Raw genomic sequence first — 22,083 nt, forward strand, 5'->3', positions numbered from 1 at the left:
GAAAACACAGCATATCGAGCAAAAGACACATGGCGATATCTTCGAAAGACAGGCTTCCACCCTATTTCAACATTGATCCAGACACCGCTCTTGCAGAACTGGGGAGCCCTTCTACTACAGCCAGCTTTGCAGCCATTGCGAGTGCTTGCGCCCAGGGACGCGAAGACCTTGCAAGCCGAGGTCTCGAATATGGGGAGGCGCGACAACTGCGTTTGTTTTCCACTTGGGAAATCACCCGTTATCTGATCCCGGTTGCCGCACCCCATTTTCGCCGAGTCCTAAAGGCCAACCCGGATTTGTCGCAGGGCCGATCGGAATCTGAAGGTGGAGCCAAATGGTTTACCCTGGATGAGGTGCTGCGGCTTCGCACTCATTTTGCTTCGGAAGGGTCCAAGGCCAAAGAGTATCGCCCTTATCGACCCGAAGGATTACCCGCCAAGCTGGTGTCCGTCGCCAATTTCAAAGGTGGCGTCGGCAAGACCTCGACTTGCGCACACCTGGCTATGTCGGCAGCCCTGGACGGCTACAAGGTGCTGGTGATCGATCTGGATAGTCAGGGATCAATGACGTCTATCTTTGGCGGCAAGGTCACGGATGAATGGCAAACGGTGTTTCCCCTACTGGCCCGCCACTATGCCGGATACCTGCGCCGCGAAAATCAGGGGCGTCTGGACCGGGGCGAGCCCCCACACCCTATCGATGATACCCTGATGGAGGCGCTGGACACCCGCGCACGCAGCCTGATCCAGAAAACCCACTGGCCCAATATCGATCTGATCGGAGCACAGCTGAACCTCTATTGGGCCGAATTCCAGATCCCGGTCTGGCGGATGCAGGCCCGGGGTTGGAAACTGTGGGATGCACTCACCGAAACACTGGAGGCAGATGGTATTCTGGATGAATATGATCTGATCTTCATCGATACCCCTCCCGCGCTTGGTTATCTGACGATCAACGGCTTGGCTGCGGCCGATATTCTGCTGGTGCCTATGGGCGCCTCGTTCCTGGAGTTCGATTCTACGGGGCGGTTTTTTGACATGCTCCATTCGACGTTTCAGTCGATTGAGGAGGGTGAGAACATGGCCGCGCGCGCACTGGGACGCGATGAAATGGCTTTTGAATGGGATGCGGTGCGCACGGTCATCACCCGCTATGACGGCACGCAACAGGCGGAACTGGCCGGGTTGATGCAATCCTATCTGGGCAGCGCCCTGTCGCCCCACCGGCAAGAATTCACCGCGCTGATCGGTCAGGCCGGAGAGCAGGTGAACGGCATCTATGAAGCTGATTACCGGGATTTCAATCGCGAGACCTATGCCCGCGGGCGCGAAACCTTTGATGAGACCTATGCTGCCTTCAAGCGGCTGGTGCTGGGCGTCTGGCGGCGCGAGGAACTGGCGTTGCGGGCTGAAAATCAGTCTGAGGTGGCGGTATGACCGCCCTACCCTGCCCAGGAAATGTTTCGCGCGCGAAACACTCTCTTTCGCTCTGCAAACCACGCGGTGCACCGTACGTCGCAGTAACGGGATTGAGCAGAACAAAGGCTATCACAGGCAGATAAGGAGGATTTGACATGGCAAAACGCAAACGGCTGACCCCCGCCCGTGCTGATTATCTGCCTGAAGAGGCCCCGGGCGCGACACTTGAAACAAAATCCATGTTTCCACCAGCACTCTCTGTACCGCCGATAGCGCAGGTTGCCAGCGATACGGCGCTGAAGGCCGCCGTGGACGACTTGAGCTCTGAGATACGCTCGGCCCGGGCCGAAGGGCGGTTGGTGCAGCAGATACCGCTGACAACCATTGAGGAAACATATTTGGTGCGCGACCGAATTGTGGTGGATGGGGATGAGATGTCAGCCCTAGTTGAAAGCCTGCGCGCCCGCGGCCAACAGACTCCGATTGAGGTGGTCAAACTGACCGAAGATGGGTACGGCCTGATCTCTGGCTGGCGTCGGCTGACCGCGCTGAAGGCGCTGTATGCGGAAACGGGCGATGATCGGTTTGCAACTGTTCAGGCATTGCTCAGACGTCCTGAGAATGCTTCGGACGCCTATCTGTCGATGGTCGAGGAGAACGAGATCCGTGTTGGACTCAGTTACTATGAGCGTGCGCGTATTGCGGCGCGCGCGGTCGAGCAGGGGGTTTATCCGGACGAGGCATCGGCTCTGCGCGGGCTATTTTCGACCGCCAGCCGTGCCAAAAGGTCAAAAATAGGGTCTTTTATTGTGATCTACCATGCGCTTGATGCAGACTTGCGATTTGCGGCCGCAATACCCGAACGGTTAGGATTGGCGCTATCCAAAGCCCTCAAAGAAGATATGAGATTGGGTGACCGAATTTCCCAGAGGTTGAAAAAAAATCCGCCAAAAAATACCGATGCTGAAGCGAGGGTCTTGGCTGATCAGATCGCTGAGGCTGGTCGCGATAAGCCAATCCATAAGTCGACCCCAAAAAACAGTTCAAGACCTGCCGAAGTAATAGGTGGTATCTGTATTCAACACGCGGAGCAGGGGCAGAAACTGGTGTTGAGTGGTACTAACCTAGATGCTGGATTCATCGACCGGTTAAAAGAGTGGTTGAAATCTCAGATCGACTAGTGTTTTGCATGCTAAATATCTTGCAGTACAAACACGAAGAAGCTGGTTCCAAAGTCAGGATGATTGAGGATACTTCCCTAGGCGGGCGGACTGAAACACATTTTCCATATGCTCTCCCCATTACTTCATTCAAAAGAAAACAAAATCATAGGGTGCATAACCAGTTTTCTGAGGCATGTGGTAGTGAGAATATCGAGCTTGGAAACCAAAAATAATATCAGTGTGTTGAATCGTTTGTGGCATCCGCCGTCTCTATTTTCAACCTAGCAAATCCGTCGCCGGGTTTTCAGCAATGTCCACGTCATCATAATAATTTTGTGTCTGCGTGAGGGAGCGATGCAGGGACAGACGCATGGCGGCCTGGATTGGAGCCCCGTCCAAGGCTGCTTGTGTCAGGAAACCTGAGCGCAACCCATGGGGCGAGGCAAAATCTCTAGGCAACCCAGCTTGCTGCAGCCGGTGTTTCACAATCTGGTAGACGGCATCCGGAGATAGGCGTCGTTTGAGTACACGATCTGCCTTAGAGGCCTAACTGGCCCGAAGCTGCATATCTGGGCTTTTTGCGGAACATATCATGAACTAATAATGGCTATGGACACTTCAGGTATAGGGCGACGTTGTCGGCCGGAAACTTGAATCCGCGCCCATCCGCGACCCGCTCGGCACTGATTGAATATTTTGGTCGATTGGGATTGATCCCCACGATTCGATAGCGTTCATTCTGCCTTGAGAAGGTGCGCCCGTAGTCGGAGGGCTCCAGCCCAAAATGTGGTGCGAGCACTTCGAACAGTGCTTTGTCCGACGAATAGAGAGCGCCGTCTTCCATTGGAATACCGACGCGAAGGCCGATTTCGAAACCATGCCGCAGATCGATCTCGCTCAGATCGCTTCCTTCGACGACAAGACCATGGGCTTGTGCCGCATCTCGACATGCCTTCATGAGGTCACGGCGTAGACGGTCACATAACTGCGGTGTCAAAGCGCGCGGAGGAGCGACCCTGGAAGATGACACGTTCGTGTCGGGGTGTCTTGACCGCATTGTGGCCAAGGGCCGCGACCGCCTCTTGTTTTTTTTCACATCAGAGCCTTTGCTTTGTAGACAGTTCCGCGCGAACCCCCATTTCGCGGGCGATTTTGGTGGGAGAGAGCCCTTCGGTCAGTTTTACCTGGATGGCAGCCATGTCTATTTTTGGGGTCCGTCCGCGGTAAACGCCGCGCCGTTTTGCGGCAGCAACGCCCTCGGCCTGGCGCTCCTGGCGCAGATTGGTTTCGAACTCGGCAAAGACGCCAAGCATATCGAAGAAGGCCTTGCCGGTTGCCGTAGAGGTATCCACGGGCTGTTCGGTTGCAGCCAGATGCGCACCCTTGGATTTCAAGTGGGTGACGATTGTCTGTAAATCGCTGAGGCTGCGAGCCAGCCGGTCGATCCGCGTGACGACCAGCGTTTCTCCGGAGTGAATGAAGTCGAGAATGTTGTTGAGCTCAGGCCGCCCTTCCAGGCTGGCCCCGCATTCTGCACCGCTTCGCGGCAAATTTCAATCAATCATGATAAGCGATACTTATCGGATGTAATAGTGAATTTGAAGATGCACCAAAAGTAATGGGCAAAAGTGCTAAATATTGCGCGCAAATCAAAATGGGGGGTTACATCTTAGAAAGTTCAAGGAACTCCATTCCGTCAAAAACACACGAAAAATACCCAGGCTTCGATCAGATCGTGTGTTAGGGCTTTGTCGCAAACTTTCGGCACCAACACGGCCGGTATTGAAGCCATCAACAAGATGTTGAAAGACTTTGGTTACCCTATCCCAATCGTGATGGTGAAACGGAAGATCCTCAGCACGTGATTCAGAAAGTCCAGTGCTTTTCAAAGTCATTTGAAACGCTTGCATAATGCACATCGGTGTGAAACTTCTGACCTGCAACCTGCAACCTGCAACCTGCAACGAACAGCGCGAAAGCGTTGATCTAAAGCATCAGTTAGACCGGGTAGCTCGTGCTTCGCGGCACCTCACCACTCTATGGTTTCTTTGCGGGATAATATAGATTGTAGTATCGACAATCGCTTGAACTTGCAGGAACAGTCATGACATGACCACCAGAGGATGGCGGCATCACATGATGGAACGAGATTTGTAACTATGGAATTGGTACCTCTTGAAATCCCGGAGGTGATCTCGATCACGCCCAAACGCTTCGGTGATCAACGCGGGTTTTTTGAAGAAACCTATAACGTGAACGGTTTTGCTGCAGAAGGCATTGCGACGGTTTTCGTACAGGATAACCACTCTCTGTCCAATACCGTCGGCACGGTGCGGGGGCTTCATTTTCAGGCCCCGCCAAGGGCGCAGGCCAAGCTGGTGCGCTGTGGGCGGGGGCGACTGTTTGACGTGGCCGTGGATATCAGAAAGGGCTCGCCCACATTCGGCCAGTGGGTTGCAGAGGAGCTCAGTTCCGAGAATGGTCGGATGATGTTTGTACCAGCCGGATTCGCCCATGGCTTCATGACATTGGAGCCGGAAACCGAGATCATCTACAAATGCTCTGACACCTATGCGCCGGAAACAGAAGGCGCCATTCGGTGGGATGATCCCGATATTGGAATTGATTGGCCGCTAGATATGGCAGAACCGCAATTGTCGGATAAAGATAAAGCAGCCCCATTTTTGCGAGACATAGATACTCCGTTTACGATTGAGGATGGTTGATGAAAATTATGGTCACGGGCGGTGCGGGCTTTATTGGCTCGGCTGTTATTCGTCGCGCGATTGCCGAAGGGCACTCGGCCGTCAACGTCGACGCTCTTACCTACGCCGCTTGTCTGGATAATGTCGCCTCGGTTGCAAATGCGCCGGATTATGCTTTCGAACATGCAGACATTCGGGACGCAGCTGCGATGACTGCCATTCTGCGCAGGCATCAGCCCGATGCGATCATGCATCTGGCCGCCGAAAGCCATGTCGATCGTTCGATTGATGGCCCCGCAGCCTTTATCGACACCAATGTGACCGGCACCTACATTCTGCTGGACGCCGTTCGCGCCTACTGGATCGACGCGGGTCGACCCGAGAGGTTCCGCTTTCATCACATCTCGACCGATGAGGTTTTTGGCTCCTTGGGTGAAACCGGGTTCTTCACTGAAGACAGCCCCTATCAGCCCAATTCACCCTATTCGGCTTCAAAGGCGGGATCAGATCACCTTGTCCGGGCCTGGCATGAAACCTTCGGCCTGCCGGTGGTGATGACCAATTGTTCGAACAATTACGGCCCCTACCAGTTTCCGGAAAAGCTGATCCCGGTGGTGATCCTGAACGCGCTGTCCGGCAAACCCATCCCGATCTACGGGGCTGGCGACAACATCCGCGACTGGCTGCATGTCGAAGACCATGCCAAGGCGCTGCTGCTGGTGCTGGAAAAGGGTGAGCTGGGCCGCAGCTACAATATCGGCGGCGAGAACGAGATGACCAATCTCGATTTGGTCAAAATGCTCTGCGCGATACTTGATCGGTTGAAGCCGGGCAAAACGCCCTACGCCGATCTGATCACCTTTGTCACTGACCGCCCCGGTCATGATCGTCGCTATGCCATCGACCCAGCCCGTATTCGGAACGAGTTGAATTGGCGCCCTTCTTACACGCCTGAAACCGGGCTAGAGCAGACGGTTCAGTGGTATCTGGACAATGGCGCATGGCTGGCTGCTCTGCAGGACCGCAGCGGTGTAGGAGAGCGGCTTGGGGTGGCCGGATGAAGGCACTGGTCTTCGGACATAGCGGGCAAGTCGCCACGGAACTGCGCCGGCGTGCATCGGCGCATGGCGTCACGGTCGCAGCGCTGGATCGGTCTCAAGCCAACCTGTCGGACCCACAGAGCTGTACGGATGCGATTCAAAACACGGATGCCGATGTAATCATCAACGCTGCCGCTTACACGGCGGTCGATAAGGCCGAGGATGAATCCGGGCTGGCCCAGCGGATCAATGGGGATGCGCCGGGTGCCATGGCACGTGCCGCGGCAGAGCGTGATTTGCCTTTCCTGCATATCTCGACCGACTATGTTTTTGACGGGGCAGGGGCCTCGCCTCGGACTGCCCAAGACCCGACCGGTCCGCTGGGTGTGTATGGCCAAACCAAACTGGAGGGAGAGCACCAAATCGCCCAAGCAGGGGGATGGCATGCGATCCTGCGGACAAGTTGGGTGTTTTCGGCCCACGGGCACAATTTTGTCAAAACCATCCTGAGGCTGGCCGAGAGTCGTGATAGGCTGACCATCGTGGCGGATCAGATCGGCGGGCCGACCCCAGCAGCTGATATTGCCGAGACGTTGCTGACCATGGCCAAAACCGGAGGGCAGGCCGAAGGCGGGCTGTTTCACTATTCCGGCGCACCCGATGTCAGCTGGGCAGGTTTCGCGCGCGAAATTGTCTCGCAGGCGGGGCTGGCCACTCAGATCACCGATATTCCGACAACAGATTACCCGACCCCGGCCCCCAGACCGCTGAATTCGCGGCTGGAGTGTTCGCGGCTCAATGACATTTACAGGCTCGGACGGCCTGACTGGAAAGCAGGCCTAGCCCAGGTGCTGACCGAGCTGAAGGTCACAGGTAGCCCTGCTTTGGAAGGATAGATCATGCAGCGCAAAGGTATCATTCTGGCCGGCGGTTCTGGCACCCGGTTATACCCAATCACCATGGCGGTCTCGAAACAGTTGCTGCCGATCTATGACAAGCCGATGATCTTCTATCCTCTGAGCGTGCTCATGCTGTCGCAGATCCGCGAGATCGCGATCATCACGACTCCACAGGATCAGGAACAATTCCAACGTCTGTTGGGCGATGGCAGCCAATATGGTCTGTCGCTGACCTGGATTACCCAGCCATCGCCTGACGGTCTGGCACAGGCCTATACTTTGGCCGAGGATTTTCTGGCCGGTGCTCCGTCAGCGATGATTTTGGGCGATAATATCTTCTTCGGCCACGGCCTTCCGGATCTGCTGCATGCTGCCGATGCACAGGAGAGCGGCGGGACAGTGTTCGCCTATCGCGTCGCCGATCCCGAACGCTATGGTGTAGTTGATTTCGAGGATCAGAAAGTACGGGGCATCATTGAGAAGCCGAAAGTGCCGCCTTCGAGTTATGCAGTGACCGGGCTCTATTTCCTCGACGGAGATGCGCCAACCCACGCCCGTCAAGTCCAGCCGTCCGAACGTGGCGAGCTTGAGATCACATCGCTGCTCGAGATGTATCTGAACGAGGGTCAGCTGAATGTTCAGACCATGGGTCGCGGCTTTGCCTGGCTGGATACCGGTACGCACGGGTCCCTGCTGGATGCGGGGAATTTCGTGCGCACACTTACGGACCGACAAGGGATGCAAACCGGAAGCCTTGATGAGATCGCCTGGGCCAACGGCTGGATCGGTGATGCAGCGTTAGAGGAACGGGCTCGGTTATTCGCCAAATCTACATATGGCACGTATCTGAAAAACTTGTTGAATTGAGCTCTATGGCTCATACGAACGGTGCAATCATCAGGTGACCGATCCCATCCTCCTGCCGCGCCCGCTTAGCTGCCGTTCTGAGGAACCCCAGTGCGCTTATTTTGTGACACGATATCCCAAACGGTTTTCTGCATCAGCCGTGCAGCCTCGAGGCCCGGATTGTCTGCGGGAGACCCATCAGCCTTTGTCACTTGATAAGGTAAGCCGACCGGAGATGTCTGATACAATGTAGCATAATGGGTCAGGGCGATGAGATAGACACCATAGTCGCTTAGGTGAATGTTGTCGGAGAACAGATCTTCGCGATCTCTGATGGGTCCAACACCACCACGACTTTCAACCTCTCGCACAAACTGTGCCATGACCTGCCCGGCTGGAATGATATAGACGGGTTGCGATTGCTCCTCGTAAGTCACTGCGCGCCGCAGAATTTCTGTTTCCCAATAACGCTCCAGATCTTTGTCGAGGCGTTCCAGCCAGTCTTCTTCTCCGTCCAGAGCGTGCCATGTTTCGTACAGGTAGATACGCATATCCGGATTGGACTGCCTGCCGAGTTGTGCCCATTTATGTAGGTATTTTGCACTGTCAAAATATTTGATGGCGTCACGTATTTCGACCATCTCAGTTAGGACCAGCGTATTGTAGTTACCGCTTTCGATTGCTTCTTTGGCATTCGTGTATTCTGAGGGCGTATTTATAAGCTCGAACCCGTTGATGGTTTCTTCAGGTTCCCAATGTGCCATCAATGGTGTGCCCCAACCCTGTTGGCTGCTGTAGTTGTGCTCAGCCCCAGCGAGTTGCATCAGCATCATCGGTATATCAGGGCCGACAAGACTATGGCCCAGATGAAATACGTTCTGTGGTTCGATTGGGGCAGGGGCGGGTAGGTTATAGAGCGCATTAAAAGCCTCAGTATCCATTGGTTTTACTGTCCCAAATCGCACCACCCCGGCTATGGCGGCTACTGCAAGCAAAGCGAAAGCAGGAATATAGCGCCCAATTCTCGTCATTGAGACTTGTTACCATGTTCTGACAGGAATGGGGTTTCCATGAGATTGGTGTAGGTGAAGATACTATCCCCAATGGTGGCCAATTTGGTTTCGATCGAGATCTTTTTCGCTCTATCCCCAGATTTCAGAACAAAATGGGTGATGTTCTCAAGCGGTGGTTCTATTTCCACCTTGTCAAATCCGATCACCTGCTGAGTCAGCGGATAGAGTGCTTTGTAGATACTTTCTTTCATGCAGAATACCTGCTTGGCCAAATGGCCGCGCCGATCCGTACATTGCATATCCAGCCAGGCCCGCTCAAATGGGGTGCAGATGAAATTTTCGAGATTGGATTCCAAAGGAGTGTCTGGCTCGATGTCTATGCCGATTCCGTATTTGGAGCCGCGTTCCGTTACAGCCACGATGCAGACGTCATTGCTATGTGTAATAGACCCCATCAAACCATCTGGCCAAATCGGACTGCGGTCCGAGGCTAGTGGTACGGCTTTCGGAGCGTGATTGAGATCCCGCATCGCCTGACGCGCGGCGACGCGCCCCGAAGTGAATTCTAACTTACGCTTTTCCAAAGCGTACGCCATTACAGATTCTTCCTCGGGTAACAGGGTATCGCCTGGCGCCTTGGGGTCGGTCACACCGATACCAATATCAGGGCCGAGTATTTGCTGAAGCTCAGCCTTTATCGTTGCAAACCGATTCATAGCGACCGTCTGCGGGCGCGCATTTCACGTCGACGCGACATGGCATCACTACGTTTTGTCGCCTTGTCGGATTGGACAGATGCTTCCTTTGTCTGGCTGGCCTCTGAAGTAGCATCTGCTCCAGTTACACCACCTGTTTTTTCTTCGATCTTGGCAGCTAGTACACCCAACATTGGGAACCGGAAAATATCCGTGATGCTGAGACCCGGAACATTTAGCTCTTTCTTGATTTCCCGATGCGCCTGTACGGCCAGTAGTGAATGCCCGCCAAGGTCAAAGAAATTGTCGCGCGGGCCGATATCCTGAATGCCCAGAATCCGGGACCATATCGCGGCAACCTGTCGAACAGCCGTTCCACCCGATGCTGCTGCGGGTGCGAGGTCGGCGGTTTGCACCACCTGGGTCTGCGTGGTTGGAGCGGCCTTGCGGGGTCGAGGGGCTGGCAACGCCTTACGATCAATTTTCTTGTTGGGCGTCAGTGGAAAGCTGTCCAGCGTAACGAAATGTGCGGGGATCATGAATTCGGGCAGTTGTCCGGTCAGCGTATCCCGCAGCGCCCGTTCATTCAGGTCGCCATCCGCGATCAGATAGCCTACCAACTGGGTCAGGCCCGGAGTGTCTTCGCGGGCCATAACGACGGACTGGCGAATGCCTGATTGGACATCCAGAACACTTTCGATCTCTCCCAGTTCAATCCTGTATCCGCGCAGCTTGACCTGATGATCTGCCCGGCCAAGGAAATCGAGCCGCCCGTCGGGACGCCAGCGCGCCAGATCACCGGTCCGGTACATCCGAGCACCGGGTTGGTTGTAGAATGGGTCAGGCACAAAACGCTCGGCCGTTAAGTCTTCACGCTGCCAGTACCCACGGGCAACGCCAGCACCGCCAATGTAAAGCTCACCCGCGACACCAGTGGGTAGTGGGTTTTGATCTTCGTCCAGAACATAAACCTGAGTATTGGCAATCGGTCGACCGATATTGACCGTACCCAACACCGGAGTTGCAGTTTCAGTCGTCGACCAGATGGTGGTTTCGGTCGGCCCATACATGTTCTCAACATGTGCCGAGGTGATCCCGGCCAATTCCGAAACCAGTGAGCCGGGTAGCGCCTCGCCCCCGATCATCATGTGCTTGAGGCGCGCCATCGCCTGACGGGCCTCGTCATTCATCACCAGCATCTGTGCCATGCTGGGAGTGCACTGCATATGCGTGACCTTGTGGCGATGGATTTGTGCCGCGATCGAAAAATCATCTTCGGCTGGTTCGGTATCCTGATTGGACAGGCGCAGAACCTCGGCCAGAGGTTTAAGCCCCTCAAGCACCTGATCCACCGGGACGCCATAGTCGATCAGACAGGCAATCTCATCCACGCCAATGCGCTTGAGCTCTTCGACGCGCGCCAAGCAGTCTTCGACCGTGCCAAAAAGACCGGAGTCTTCGAAATACCGCAGGAAGGCGAAATCAAGAATGCCCTCAAGTTCTTCTTCTTCAAGCGAGCCCAGGTCCAGTTCGAACGCATTGCTGACGCCCTCGGGTTTCTTGAAGGCGGGGAAGGCCCAGGCATATTGTTTGATCAATCCGGCAGCGGAGCGCAGGTAATCCTTCATCGGTTCGCGCGCCACTTCGCGTACCTCTTCACGATCCGCTCCGACGAATGTATGCAACATCAGGGTGACTGTGTGGTCCTTCGGGTCATGGCCTGCTTCGCGTAATGCGCTGTGATAGAGTCCGATTTTTTCTGCCACTTCATCGACGCTCTGCCCCAGAAGGTGGGTCAGGACATTCGCGCCGATCGCACCAGCCTCTTTCCAGGTTGCCGGGTTGCCTGCTGTAGTGACCCACACCGGAAGCGTCTTTGAGACGGGCCGGGGCTGAGTGACAACAGCGTGCATTTCTCCGGACTTCTTTGGAAACTCGACGGGCTCTCCCTTCCAGAGTTTGCGCAGGATATCGATGGATTGCAGCATGGCCGGCTTGTTGTCCGGCGGGGTGTTTTCCGGGCGCAGAACGAAATCATCAGGCTGCCAGCCAGAAGCGATCGCCAGCGCCGCGCGTCCGTTGGTCAGATTGTCGATGATGGCCCATTCCTCGGCGATCCGGGCCGGATGGTGCAGGGGGGCGACACAGGAACCCGCGCGGACCGATAGGTTCTCGGTGACGGCTGCGACGGCTGCGCCAGTGACTGATGGGTTCGGATAGGGACCGCCAAATGCGTGGAAGTGACGCTCGGGTGTCCAGACAGCACAAAACCCGTGCTTGTCGGCGAATTTTGCCCCCTCTAGCAGGGATTTGTATTTATCACGCCCGACACCGTCATCATTGCCCCAGTAATAGAGGCTGAAATCCATACCACGCCCAGTGCTTCCGCGCGCTGGGGTGCTGTCGCCAGCAACAAGGGCGCGGTTGTCATCATCGCTGAGAATAACCTTGAAGCCGCGGGCCAGTGTCCAGAACAACTCCAGCACGGAAATATCGAAGGACAAGCTGGTGACTGCCATCCAGACACCTGCCGGGTCATGTGAAATACGCCCATCCATGCCGGTGAAGAAGTTCGACACATTGCGGTGTTCGATTATCACGCCCTTGGGTCGTCCGGTCGAACCTGACGTATAGATCACATAGGCCAGATCATCTGCCCTCACGGTGCTGTCGGGGTTGCTGTCAGCCGCAGCAGACAGGCGCGGATCCGCATCGATTGACAGTAGCTGCGCCCCGGATTCCGGCAAGTTCCGGGCGAGATCGGTCTCGGTGATGACAACGGGTGCGGCGCTATCCTGAAGATACAGCGCAGTGCGATCCGCCGGGTAAGAGGGATCCATCGGCACATAGGCACCGCCAGCTTTGAGAATACCCAGAGCTGCGATCACAAGCTGCGGCGAGCGTTTGACATGCAACCCGACCAAAGTGCCGGGACCAACCCCCATATCCTGCAGAACATGCGCAACCCGGTTGGCCGCACGGTTCAAGGCATCGTAGCTAAAGCTTTGATCTTCGAAAGCCAGCGCAGTGGCGTCGGGCGTCCGGGCGACTTGGGTTTCAAAGTGCTGGTGAATGCAGGTCGTGTGATCATAGTCCGTGTCGGTCGCATTCCATTCCGTCAGGATTTTCACCCGCTCGGCTTCAGACATCAGGGATAGATCGCGGATGGGTTTTCCAGCCGTCTCTGGGGTATCCAACTGTGCCATGATGGCCTCAAGCCGGGCGGCGATCAGGGCCAGCGCCTCGGCGCTGATATGGCCACTGTCGGCACAGAGCTGAAACTGACCCTCTAAAAGCGACAGGGTCAGGCTGGTGCCGGGGATCAGCTCTGCGTTTGTATCCGTCAAGCCAAGCTGCGGCATAGCAAAATGATCATCTCTGGACCGGGACAGACGCGCGGGCAGGTCAATGGAAAACCCGCCACGTGCTCGGGCCGCAGTGATGTCCTGTGTAAGCCCGGCTTGTAGCTCTACCATGATATTACCCGATGACACGGTGACTGGCACCCAGTCGCTGATATAGCCTGAGGCCGTTTCGGGCAGAGATAGAGCCAGATTCAGAGTATCACCTCCCCCTTGGCGCAGGAAAAGCGCGGCCAGCGCAGTGGCTGCTTTCTCAAAGGTGGCGCTCCCATTCACGGCGTGTGAAATCACATCGGATGCGGGTGCATTTCGTTCAATCAACGGCAGATCGGAATGCTGCAGCGTTTCCAGGACTTCCCGCCAGTAAATATCCGCTTTGGCTACGGGGGTGAGCGTGACGGTAAGCTCGGCCCGGTCTGCGGCACCGAACAAGGGGAGCACATTGCAATCCGGGGCGATGTCGGCTGCCGTGATCTCCTCGCCAAAACAGTCTCTGAACTGGCTTAATCTGATGGCGTCCTGCCCGGTGGCGATGGTCAGGCTTTCCACATCGCGGGCCAAAATTGTACCCGGTGCGGCCTGTTCCGATGATTGAACCTCGGCGTGGCCAACCAGGTAGACCTGATCGCCCGTATCCAGCTTGGGGCAGGCCAGCGGGTTCCAATAATCCCCGTGATCAAGGGCGCGAACCAGGGTGTTTATCAGTGTGGCTGGTGCAGTGAAATCAATCTGCGCTCCGGCCTCAGGGCGCGCATCGCGGTAATAATAGCTGCGCTGGCTCAGGTCCTGAGAATGTGGGTTGGGAATGTCCGCTTCCAGCGCTGCAATGACATCGGGAAAGCTGTCCATCGCAGCGCCATAGCATTTGGTGTTGAGCGTCAATGCTGTATCGTTTGCGCTGATATCTACATGGCGCTGAGTGATAATGTCGCCTTCATCCACCCCGCCTGTGATCAAGTGCCAGCTGATGCCGTGTTGGGTTTCTCCATTCAAAAGCGCCCAGACCGGCGCGTTCAGCCCGGCATAGCGGGGCAGGGGCCCATCATGGAAATTGACTGCGCCTTTCCGGGCCTGATCCAGAAGTCCTTGTGGCAGAAGATCAAGGTTAGCGATACTGAGCAGCCAGTCAAACTCTGTATTGGCAAGTCGGTCAGTGAAATCTGGGCCCGGCGTGTGAACCACCAGTGATTGCCCTTCAGCCCAATCCCGCACATCCGGATTGCGGGTCACAACACCTCGGATGTTGTGACCCGCCTCAAGCAGCATTGCGCCGCATTGCACAAGCAGCGATTCATGACCGATCAACAGGGCTGAAAAGGGCATATATTATTCTCCGGCGACAGATTTAGGGTGGCGGGGTCGCCTGCCATTAGGTAGGCAAGCCCGCAGGCCCGCTTTCAGATCATGCCAGGCTAAGGTCGTTAAAAAGAAAGGCGGCACATCGCGCTTTTTACGGGTGATCAAACAACGTACCCAATGCAGGAAACCGCCGCTCAGATGTGCAAGGGTCGCTCCGGCCGCATAAAAGGCACCGTGGTTTTTGGTGAAGTAATAAAGGCGCGAGTCAAACCAATAAGTTGGCACCCGGTTCCATGTCTGCATGCCGGTTGAAACCGAGCCGATATGCATCACACTGCTTTGCGGCAAATATTGCGCCTTGTATCCGGCGCGCTGCCCCCGAAAACACAGGTCAGTTTCCTCAAAATAGAGAAAGAAGGTCTCGTCAAAAAGACCGATCTGATCCAGCATATCCCGGCGCATCATCAGGCTGGCGCCTGAAAGCCAACCGACACTGCAAAGATCCTTGGGGGCGTATCCCGCGACGATATGTTTTTTTAATAAACGGCTGACGGGCCCAAAGCGGATAGAGGTTTCAAACTCGCTTAGCACAGATGGGAAGCGAAAGGCCGAATTATGATACTTACCATCTTCGCCATGAACATAGCTGCCAACAAATCCAGTCTGTGGGTTTTGGTCAAGATGATCGCGCAGAATGCGGATGGCCGCTGGGGCCGGGAAGGCATCCGAGTTCAATACATAGATATAATCCGGCTGACCGCCATCGCTCAAACCGGCTCGGATGCCCACATTATTGCCTGCCCCATAACCGCCATTGTGCCCAGATTGCAAAACCCTGACCCGTCCTCCTTCAGCCCAACCCTGCGCCGTAACGTGTGCCGCCATTTTTTCGAAAGACCCGTCACAGGAATCGTTGTCGACAATGATGATTTCACCTTTGATTTCTTGCAGCGCGTGCAGGGCAGATTTGGCAGAGCGCAGCGTCATGTCCGGAGTTTTATAGTTCAGGATAATAGTTAGAATACGGGAGACAGTCATATCTATTCTGCAGCTTCTTGACGGGAGGGACGGCAAATAGTGGTTGTGGTATTTTCTGCGGCTTCCAGACAGCGCTGCATACGCGCGGCAAGCACCCGGACATTCGGCTCTAGAACCATGGAATCGTGATCTCCGGGCACTTCATATATCTCCATGTTAGGTGCCCAACGTTTCCAGTCGTTGTCGTGGGTAAGGTAATAGCGTTCATGATGGATTAGCCGGTTTGGGCCAGTTTGCCATTTAGCAATCAGTGGTGGGCGGAAGAGAGCAAGATGCCCCTCCCAAGGCTGGAGTGGATAGTCGGCGACGCTTTCCAAAAATGCCGCTTCAATAACGGCGTCATGGAAGTTTTGTCCTTCGGCGGCCTCGTCATTACGACTGTCCTTTCGTTTCGCGATTTCCCAAGCGATGCGGTTGTTGATCCAGACAACAGGGTATGAGAGGCCTTTCTTCTTTAATTCAAGCCATTGTATCATTATGCGATCCTGCGCGCTGAGGCTGCGACGCACCGGCAGGGGGGTATCCAGCAGGATCAGGGCCGAGATTTCCTCGCCTGCTTCCGTCAGCTGGCGAGCAATCTCGTAAGCGGTGATCCCGCCGCCCGAAAATCCACCCAGCATATAGGGGCCGTGCGGCTGCACCTGACGCATTTCGGCAATATAGTCGCGTGCCGCTTCGCGCAGATCACGATGAGGTTCCTCGTCGCCGTAGAGGCCACGGGCCTGCAACCCATAGAAGGGCCGGTCAGATCCAATCAGATGCGCCAGATGGCGCAGATTGAGCACATTGCCAAACATGCCTGCTACCAGGAAGAATGGTGTTTTCGATCCGCCTTCGCCGGAGTGCATCGGAACCAGATGCGTAAAGCGGCGCGCGGGTGCGGTTGGTGCATCCGCAGGGGCCGCTTCTGCGGCACCTTCAGTGGGCACGCCACGGGCAGCAATCAATTCGGCGCATTTGCGAATAGTTGGCGCCTCGAACAGCACGGAAATGGGGAAATCCACATTATAGGTTTTCCGGATCTGTGCAAAAAGCCGGACGGCGATCAGGGAATGCCCCCCGAGGTCAAAGAAACTGTCCTCGACCCCGATCTGATCAACTCCCAACAGCTCCTGCCAGAACCCGGCCAACCGGCGTTCAATATCATTGTCCGGCGCCACATATTCTCCGTCGAGATCCGGGCGTTGGAATTTCTGCTCGCTGTCACCGGCGGATGCGCCCGTCTCTGCGGCCTGTTCAATCAGCGCGTTTAGATCCAAAGATGACAGAATGACCTGCGATTGGTTCAATCCCAGTGCACGGAAGAAGAGGTCTGCGCCTTCTGACGCCAGAATTCCCTGTGACAGGTTATGGCGCAGCCGTTCCTCGGCAGGCGACAAGGGTTGTGCGATATCCGCATCCCCTGCACCGGCTGCATGTAATGTATCGCTCTGGGCAAAGTCTGTGGCAGAGCCCATCCGCCGGATGGTGAACCCCTGAACCTCAACACATACTGTGCCGTCGGGCAGGGCAATCGTCACATCAAACCCGGCCGTTTCGCCATCAGCCTGATTGTCGCCAGCGTTACGGACCCAGCTAACGATCTGTGGCCCAAGCGGGTGGTGCACTTTCACCGAGCGATACGAAACGGGCACCCACAGATGGGTGGGTTGATAGCCTTCGATCAGGTCCATCGCCCATCCCGTCGCCAAATCCATCAGCCCGGGATGCAGATCATATCCTGCGCTCAGATCGCCTGTCAGATTTTCCTGCAGGCTGAGATGGGCAATACCCTCTTCGGCACCGATGGCTGTCTGGGTCAGGACTTGCCAGCGCGGGCCGAAATTCAGATGTGCTTCTTGTGCAGCTGTCAGGCGCGCATTTGCTTCGGTTTTATACTGCGGAGCGCATCGGGCGGTGATCGCGGCAATATCAAGAGGTAATGGCGATTCCAGCGGCAAGAGCGACAGGTTGGCCTGGGCGTTCATCTCAAGGCCGGATACCCCTTCAGGGGCGCTCTCGACCACCAGATCATAACCCATGTCGCTGCGTGGCAGGCGCAGTTGCACCTGTTGGCCGGTATCATCGTCAACAGCCAGCGGGCGTAGGAAATAGAGGTCCCGAATTTCGAACGGGCCAGCTTCACCCTGGGCCCGCAGGGCCTCGGAGGCAAGCTCCAGATAACCTGTGCCCGGCACCAGCGCCTGACCTGTCTTGGTACGGTGATCATCAAGGAACCAGCGCTCTGCTACTCTATACTCGGCAGTAAAGATCCGGTTCCCGGACCGGTCAAAAGTGGCGTTGTCCAACATGGGTTGGTCGATCGATTCAACCGGCGCCTCTTCGGATCCGATGCGCGTTTCCATGGCATCCGCGGCCATGCCCACATCGGACCAGATGCTCCAGTTTACAGCCAGCACCTGTGTCTTGTCCTTCGCGCGTGCGCGGGCATAGGCGTTGAGATATTCATTGGCGGCCACATAATCAATCTGCCCAATGGGCGCGGTTGCCGTCGAAGTTGAGGAAAACAGAACCAGCCAGTCAAGTGATCCGTCAGGAAAGACCTGATCCAGAACCTGCGTGCCGTGAATCTTGGGGGTAAAGACGTCTTCAATCTCCATCATGGACTTGGTCATAATGGGCGCGTCATCGATCAGGCCAGCGGCATGAATGACGCCATGGATTTCTCCGAACTCTTGCGTGCTGCGCACAATGATACGCTGCATGTCTTCGACATTGCTGACGTCTCCTGCAAGGGGCAGGACTTTCCCGCCAGCTGCTTCAAGTGTCTGGATAGCGCGGATGTTTCGGACGGTTCGGTCCTGCGGAGCGTTCTGATGCAGAATTTGTTCCCAGTTGTCCCGCGCGGGCAGGGAGCTGCGCGACATAAGAACTATATTGGCGCCAGTTTTGCGGATAAGCGCTTCGGACAATGTAAGCCCGATACCCCCGAACCCACCGGTGATCAGATAAGTGCCCCCGTTGCGCAGAGGTAAATCTGCAATGTCAGGTTCTGGCAGAGGCTGCGACCGGTACCCCTGTACATAGCGCTTGCTGCTGCGAATGGCCGCGGTCAGCGTGGCAGGTTTTGCCAGCAGATCCTCAAGCACCTGATCCACCATGTCGTCGGATAGGGTCGGACGACGGCGTTTGCCTTCGGCTTGGGGCAGATCGATATCGAGCAGAGCACATGTCAGGCCGGGAAACTCGCGCGGAATCACCCGCGCGGGGCCGGTCAGCGTAGCTTTTTCCGGGTGTGGTAAATCTTCACACCGAACCTGCAATGCGCCCGAGCTTAGCACATGCATATGCAGCGGCATTGGCAGGTCTTCTTCGCCAATCGCCTGCGCCAGGAAAAAGAGGCTATAGAATCCTTGCTCCAGATTGCGATGGAAGAAACTGCTGCCAGGGCGGAAGCTTTCACGATCAGTCAATGACCAGCCATGCACGATACGTGTGGGCAGGCGGCTTTGATCCGACAAATCCCTGAGCAGCATGTCATAACCTTCGCGCCCCCGCTCTGGGGCAAGACAGTAGTGATCTTCGCGAATTCGGGCAAAGCCGTCGCCAGGAACCACCGTGGTGACGGTCTGGCCAGCACCACGCAGGCGTTCGGCCAATTGACTGCACAGCCCCGCCTCATCCACGAAGATGAGCCAGCTTTCGGGCGGCACATCTTTCAGGCCCTGCGCCACATCGATATCGCATGCAGCATAGGTGGGGGTCCAGCTGACGCGGTAACCCCAGCCATCGGGATCATCGCTGCGCATCAACCACTGGGTTTCTGCATCGGATTGGGCTTTGCCCGGTTCAATGAAATAGGGCGCGCGCTGGAAGGCGTAGCTGGGTAACACGACACGATTGCGCCGCGCTTCGCCCCAGTACTGGCCCCAGTCAAAATCTCCGCCCAACGCCCAGACCCGGCCCAGCATCGCAAGGAAATAGGCATCATCGGCGATATCATCCTGAGGATGACGCAGGCTGCCAATGACTTGGTTGGCATCAACCTTGTCATGCTGGCCCGTCAACGAGGCCAGCGCTTTGCCCGGACCAACCTCGATGAAAATCCGTTCGGGATTTTCTGCCAACGTGGTGATGCAATCGGCGAAATGAACAGTGTTTCTGAGATGCCCGACCCAGTATTCCGGGTCGGTGGCTTCCTCAGGCGTGATCCACGTGCCGCTCCGGTTTGATGGGAACGGAATTTGCGGAGCATTCAGGGTGATGCTGCGCAGATAATCACCAAAACCCTTCAGGATCGGCTCTAACATGCGGGAATGGGCTGCGATGTCGATCTGGATGCGCTGACAGTCGATATCCTGCGCCTGCAAACGATCTGCAAGCGCGTCAAGCGCGGCCTGAGGTCCGGTGGCAATGCTCAGCCCCGGAGCGTTCACCGCGCCCAAATCCAGATCATCCCCCAGCAGCGGGCGTAGCTCATCCGCCGGTAGCGGTACGCTCAGCATGCCACCCGCGGGCACGGTATCAAAAAGCTGGCCGCGCAGATGCACAAGGCCGATGCAATCTTCAAAGGACATAACACCGGCCACACAAGCCGCAGTGTTCTCCCCCATGGAATGGCCGACAAGCGCCGCCGGTTCCACACCCCAGCTGATCCAGAGCTGCGCCAGCGCATACTCAGTGATCATGATCAGCGGCAGTTGCACCGAGGGCGTCGTCAGGCGCGCGTCAGCTTCGGCTTCCTGTCCGGGCTCCGGCAGCCACAATGCACGGATGTCATAATCGAGCTTGGGCTGCAAAAGCTCCAATCCGCGATCCATCCAGTCGGCGAAAACAGGCTCTGTTTCATAGAGATCGCGTGCCATGCCGGCATATTGTGCACCGCCCCCGGGGAACATGAAAACATGATCGGGATTGTCGGAGATGACAGAATGCGTAAAGACCCGGCGGGGGTCGCCGTCTTCCAGAAGTGCTGCGGCTTCCTTGTGGCTTTCGGCTGCAATCACCCGGCGTTTTTCAAAGCCCCGGCGACCCTCCTTGAGGGTCCATGCAATATCGGCCAGATCTTCATCCTGATGCGCCCGCAAATGTGCGGCCAGCGCAGCAGAATTCCCCTCAAGCGCCTTTTTGCTGCGCGCAGAGAGGGTCAGTAATTGGAACGGCCAATCAGATGCTTCGGATGCTGCCCGTGCGGGGGCCTCTTCCAACACCACATGGGCATTGGTCCCGCCAACACCCAACGAGTTTACCCCTGCGCGCCGTGGCCCTTTATGGGATACCCATGGGGTCAACTGATCATTGACGCGAAACGGGCTATCTTCGAAATCGATCGCCGGATTGGGCTTTTCATAACCTAGGCTTGGCGGGATTTCCTTGTGATGCAGGGCCAGCGACGTTTTGATCAGGCTCGCCACTCCCGCGGCGGTATCCAGATGGCCGATATTAGTTTTCACCGAGCCCAGCTTGCAAAAGCCTGTCTCATTGGTGGTGTCGGAAAAGGCCTGTGACAGCGCCGCTACCTCGATCGGGTCACCGAGATACGTACCGGTGCCGTGGCATTCCACGTAATCCAGCGTATCGGCCGTGACATCGGCCATGGTGTGGGCCTCGGATATGGCCGCCGCTTGCCCTTCGACGGACGGGGCCAGATACCCTGCCTTGTCAGCACCATCATTGTTGATCGCCGTGCCGCGGATCACACCCCAGATGTGATCGCCATCGGCAACCGCATCCGACAGGCGGCGCAGAACCACGGCCCCCGCGCCCGACCCAAAAACCGTCCCTTGCGCACGATGATCAAAGGCATGGCAATGACCATCAGGCGACAGAACTTCACCTTCTTTGTAGATGTAGCCGCGGTTTTGCGGCAGCTCGATGGTAACGCCCCCGGCAATCGCCATGTCACATTCGCCAGTCAACAGCGCCTGCGTGGCGTAATGCGCTGCCACTAGCGAGGTTGAGCAGGCCGTCTGCACATTCACGCTGGGGCCTTTGAGATCGAGAATATGGCTCAGGCGTGTTGAGAGGAAATCCTTGTCATTGCCGGTATGACGCAACAGGAACATACCCACGTCATCGACAAGATCAGCATTCGAGCAGATGTTGAAATAGAAATAGCTCCCCATGCCGCAACCGGCAAAGACCCCGATCGGACCTGAAAAATTTTCCGGCGTATGCCCGGCATTTTCCAGCGCTTCCCAGGACACCTCCAGAAACTGGCGATGCTGCGGATCCATAATGGCGGCTTCTTTGGGGGAGAGGCCGAAAAACTCGGCGTCAAAATCCTCAAACCCCTCCAAAGGGGCACCAAAAGGCACATAATCCGGCCGGTTCAGCAAATGTGGTGCTTCACCAGCAGCACGCAATTCGTCTTCGCTGAGGTGGCGAATGGATTCAATGCCGGCACGCAAATTATGCCAGTACCCTTCAACGGAGGCCGACCCGGGCAAATGCGCGGCCATGCCAACAATGGCAATATCGTTTTCCCGAACGGTACTATTCACTTAAAATCACCTATGGTTGGTAAAATCGATCTTATGCGTAGATGTTAAATTGCCATATGAATAAGACTTGGCAAACAACTGGTGGAGAGAGTAATGGCTTAGTGCGATCTGTGATCGGCTAATTTTGACTAATTTCAGAGGCTAATCCTGAAGAAGTTGCAT

At 56.1% G+C, this 22,083-nt stretch carries 13 protein-coding genes and 2 pseudogenes; 7 read left to right on the plus strand and 8 right to left on the minus strand.

All coding sequences use genetic code 11. The annotated features are described in order from the left end of the window. Positions 1–29 precede the first annotated feature (29 nt). Both ACR0KN_RS20590 and ACR0KN_RS20595 read left to right on the plus strand, forming a co-directional pair. The gene (locus ACR0KN_RS20590) at positions 30–1,436 is read left to right on the plus strand and encodes an AAA family ATPase (protein WP_480656182.1); all 1,407 of its coding nucleotides are present in this window, start codon (positions 30–32) and stop codon (positions 1,434–1,436) included. Between the two features lie 137 nt (positions 1,437–1,573). After that, complete coding sequence (locus ACR0KN_RS20595) at positions 1,574–2,599, plus strand: ParB/RepB/Spo0J family partition protein (RefSeq protein ID WP_480656184.1); 1,026 nt, start codon at positions 1,574–1,576, stop codon at positions 2,597–2,599. Positions 2,600–2,857: 258 nt separating this feature from the next. Here ACR0KN_RS20595 and ACR0KN_RS20600 read toward each other — a convergent pair. The 3 genes and pseudogenes from ACR0KN_RS20600 to ACR0KN_RS20610 all read right to left on the minus strand — a co-directional run. Next, positions 2,858–3,091: pseudogene (locus ACR0KN_RS20600) on the minus strand (tyrosine-type recombinase/integrase); the annotation flags it as partial. A 97-nt stretch (positions 3,092–3,188) separates the two neighbouring features. Further along, complete coding sequence (locus ACR0KN_RS20605; RefSeq protein WP_480656186.1) at positions 3,189–3,611, minus strand: hypothetical protein; 423 nt, start codon at positions 3,609–3,611, stop codon at positions 3,189–3,191. Between the two features lie 67 nt (positions 3,612–3,678). Continuing rightward, on the minus strand, positions 3,679–4,131 hold the full coding sequence (locus ACR0KN_RS20610; protein ID WP_480656188.1) for a recombinase family protein: 453 nt from the start codon (positions 4,129–4,131) through the stop codon (positions 3,679–3,681). A 213-nt stretch (positions 4,132–4,344) separates the two neighbouring features. On the opposite strand from ACR0KN_RS20610, the pseudogene ACR0KN_RS20615 reads away from it, so the two are divergent. From ACR0KN_RS20615 to rfbA, 5 genes and pseudogenes are all read left to right on the plus strand, one after another. Continuing rightward, a pseudogene (locus ACR0KN_RS20615) lies at positions 4,345–4,440 on the plus strand (IS6 family transposase); the annotation flags it as partial. A gap of 300 nt (positions 4,441–4,740) precedes the next feature. Continuing rightward, complete coding sequence (gene rfbC / locus ACR0KN_RS20620) at positions 4,741–5,307, plus strand: dTDP-4-dehydrorhamnose 3,5-epimerase (RefSeq protein ID WP_480656190.1); 567 nt, start codon at positions 4,741–4,743, stop codon at positions 5,305–5,307. Further along, on the plus strand, positions 5,307–6,347 hold the full coding sequence (gene rfbB, locus ACR0KN_RS20625; protein WP_480656192.1) for a dTDP-glucose 4,6-dehydratase: 1,041 nt from the start codon (positions 5,307–5,309) through the stop codon (positions 6,345–6,347). The genes rfbC and rfbB overlap by 1 nt, the downstream gene beginning before the upstream one ends. Further along, positions 6,344–7,222 (plus strand): dTDP-4-dehydrorhamnose reductase, encoded by an 879-nt coding sequence (rfbD, locus tag ACR0KN_RS20630; RefSeq protein WP_480656194.1) that lies wholly within the window; start codon positions 6,344–6,346, stop codon positions 7,220–7,222. The genes rfbB and rfbD overlap by 4 nt, the downstream gene beginning before the upstream one ends. A 3-nt stretch (positions 7,223–7,225) precedes the next feature. Next, positions 7,226–8,092, plus strand: a complete 867-nt coding sequence (gene rfbA / locus ACR0KN_RS20635) for a glucose-1-phosphate thymidylyltransferase RfbA (RefSeq protein WP_480656196.1) — start codon at positions 7,226–7,228, stop codon at positions 8,090–8,092. 65 nt (positions 8,093–8,157) lie between these two features. Here the strand turns inward: rfbA and ACR0KN_RS20640 are convergent, their stop codons facing one another. The 5 genes from ACR0KN_RS20640 to ACR0KN_RS20660 all read right to left on the minus strand — a co-directional run bounded on the left by ACR0KN_RS20640 (position 8,158) and on the right by ACR0KN_RS20660 (position 21,921). After that, positions 8,158–9,012 carry a hypothetical protein gene (locus ACR0KN_RS20640; protein WP_480656198.1) on the minus strand — a complete coding sequence of 285 codons (855 nt, stop codon included), beginning with the start codon at positions 9,010–9,012 and terminating at the stop codon, positions 8,158–8,160. A gap of 86 nt (positions 9,013–9,098) precedes the next feature. After that, a complete protein-coding gene (locus ACR0KN_RS20645) occupies positions 9,099–9,800 on the minus strand; it encodes a 4'-phosphopantetheinyl transferase family protein (RefSeq protein ID WP_480656200.1) in 702 nt (233 codons plus the stop codon). Beyond that, complete coding sequence (locus ACR0KN_RS20650; RefSeq protein ID WP_480656202.1) at positions 9,797–14,464, minus strand: MupA/Atu3671 family FMN-dependent luciferase-like monooxygenase; 4,668 nt, start codon at positions 14,462–14,464, stop codon at positions 9,797–9,799. The genes ACR0KN_RS20645 and ACR0KN_RS20650 overlap by 4 nt, the downstream gene beginning before the upstream one ends. Positions 14,465–14,467: 3 nt before the next feature. Further along, positions 14,468–15,478: a glycosyltransferase family 2 protein gene (locus ACR0KN_RS20655; RefSeq protein ID WP_480656204.1), complete on the minus strand. Its 1,011-nt coding sequence runs from the start codon at positions 15,476–15,478 to the stop codon at positions 14,468–14,470. A gap of 2 nt (positions 15,479–15,480) precedes the next feature. Continuing rightward, positions 15,481–21,921 carry a type I polyketide synthase gene (locus ACR0KN_RS20660; protein WP_480656206.1) on the minus strand — a complete coding sequence of 2,147 codons (6,441 nt, stop codon included), beginning with the start codon at positions 21,919–21,921 and terminating at the stop codon, positions 15,481–15,483. Positions 21,922–22,083: the final 162 nt, after the last annotated feature.

It is taken from the genome of Ruegeria sp. AP7, assembly GCF_056539905.1.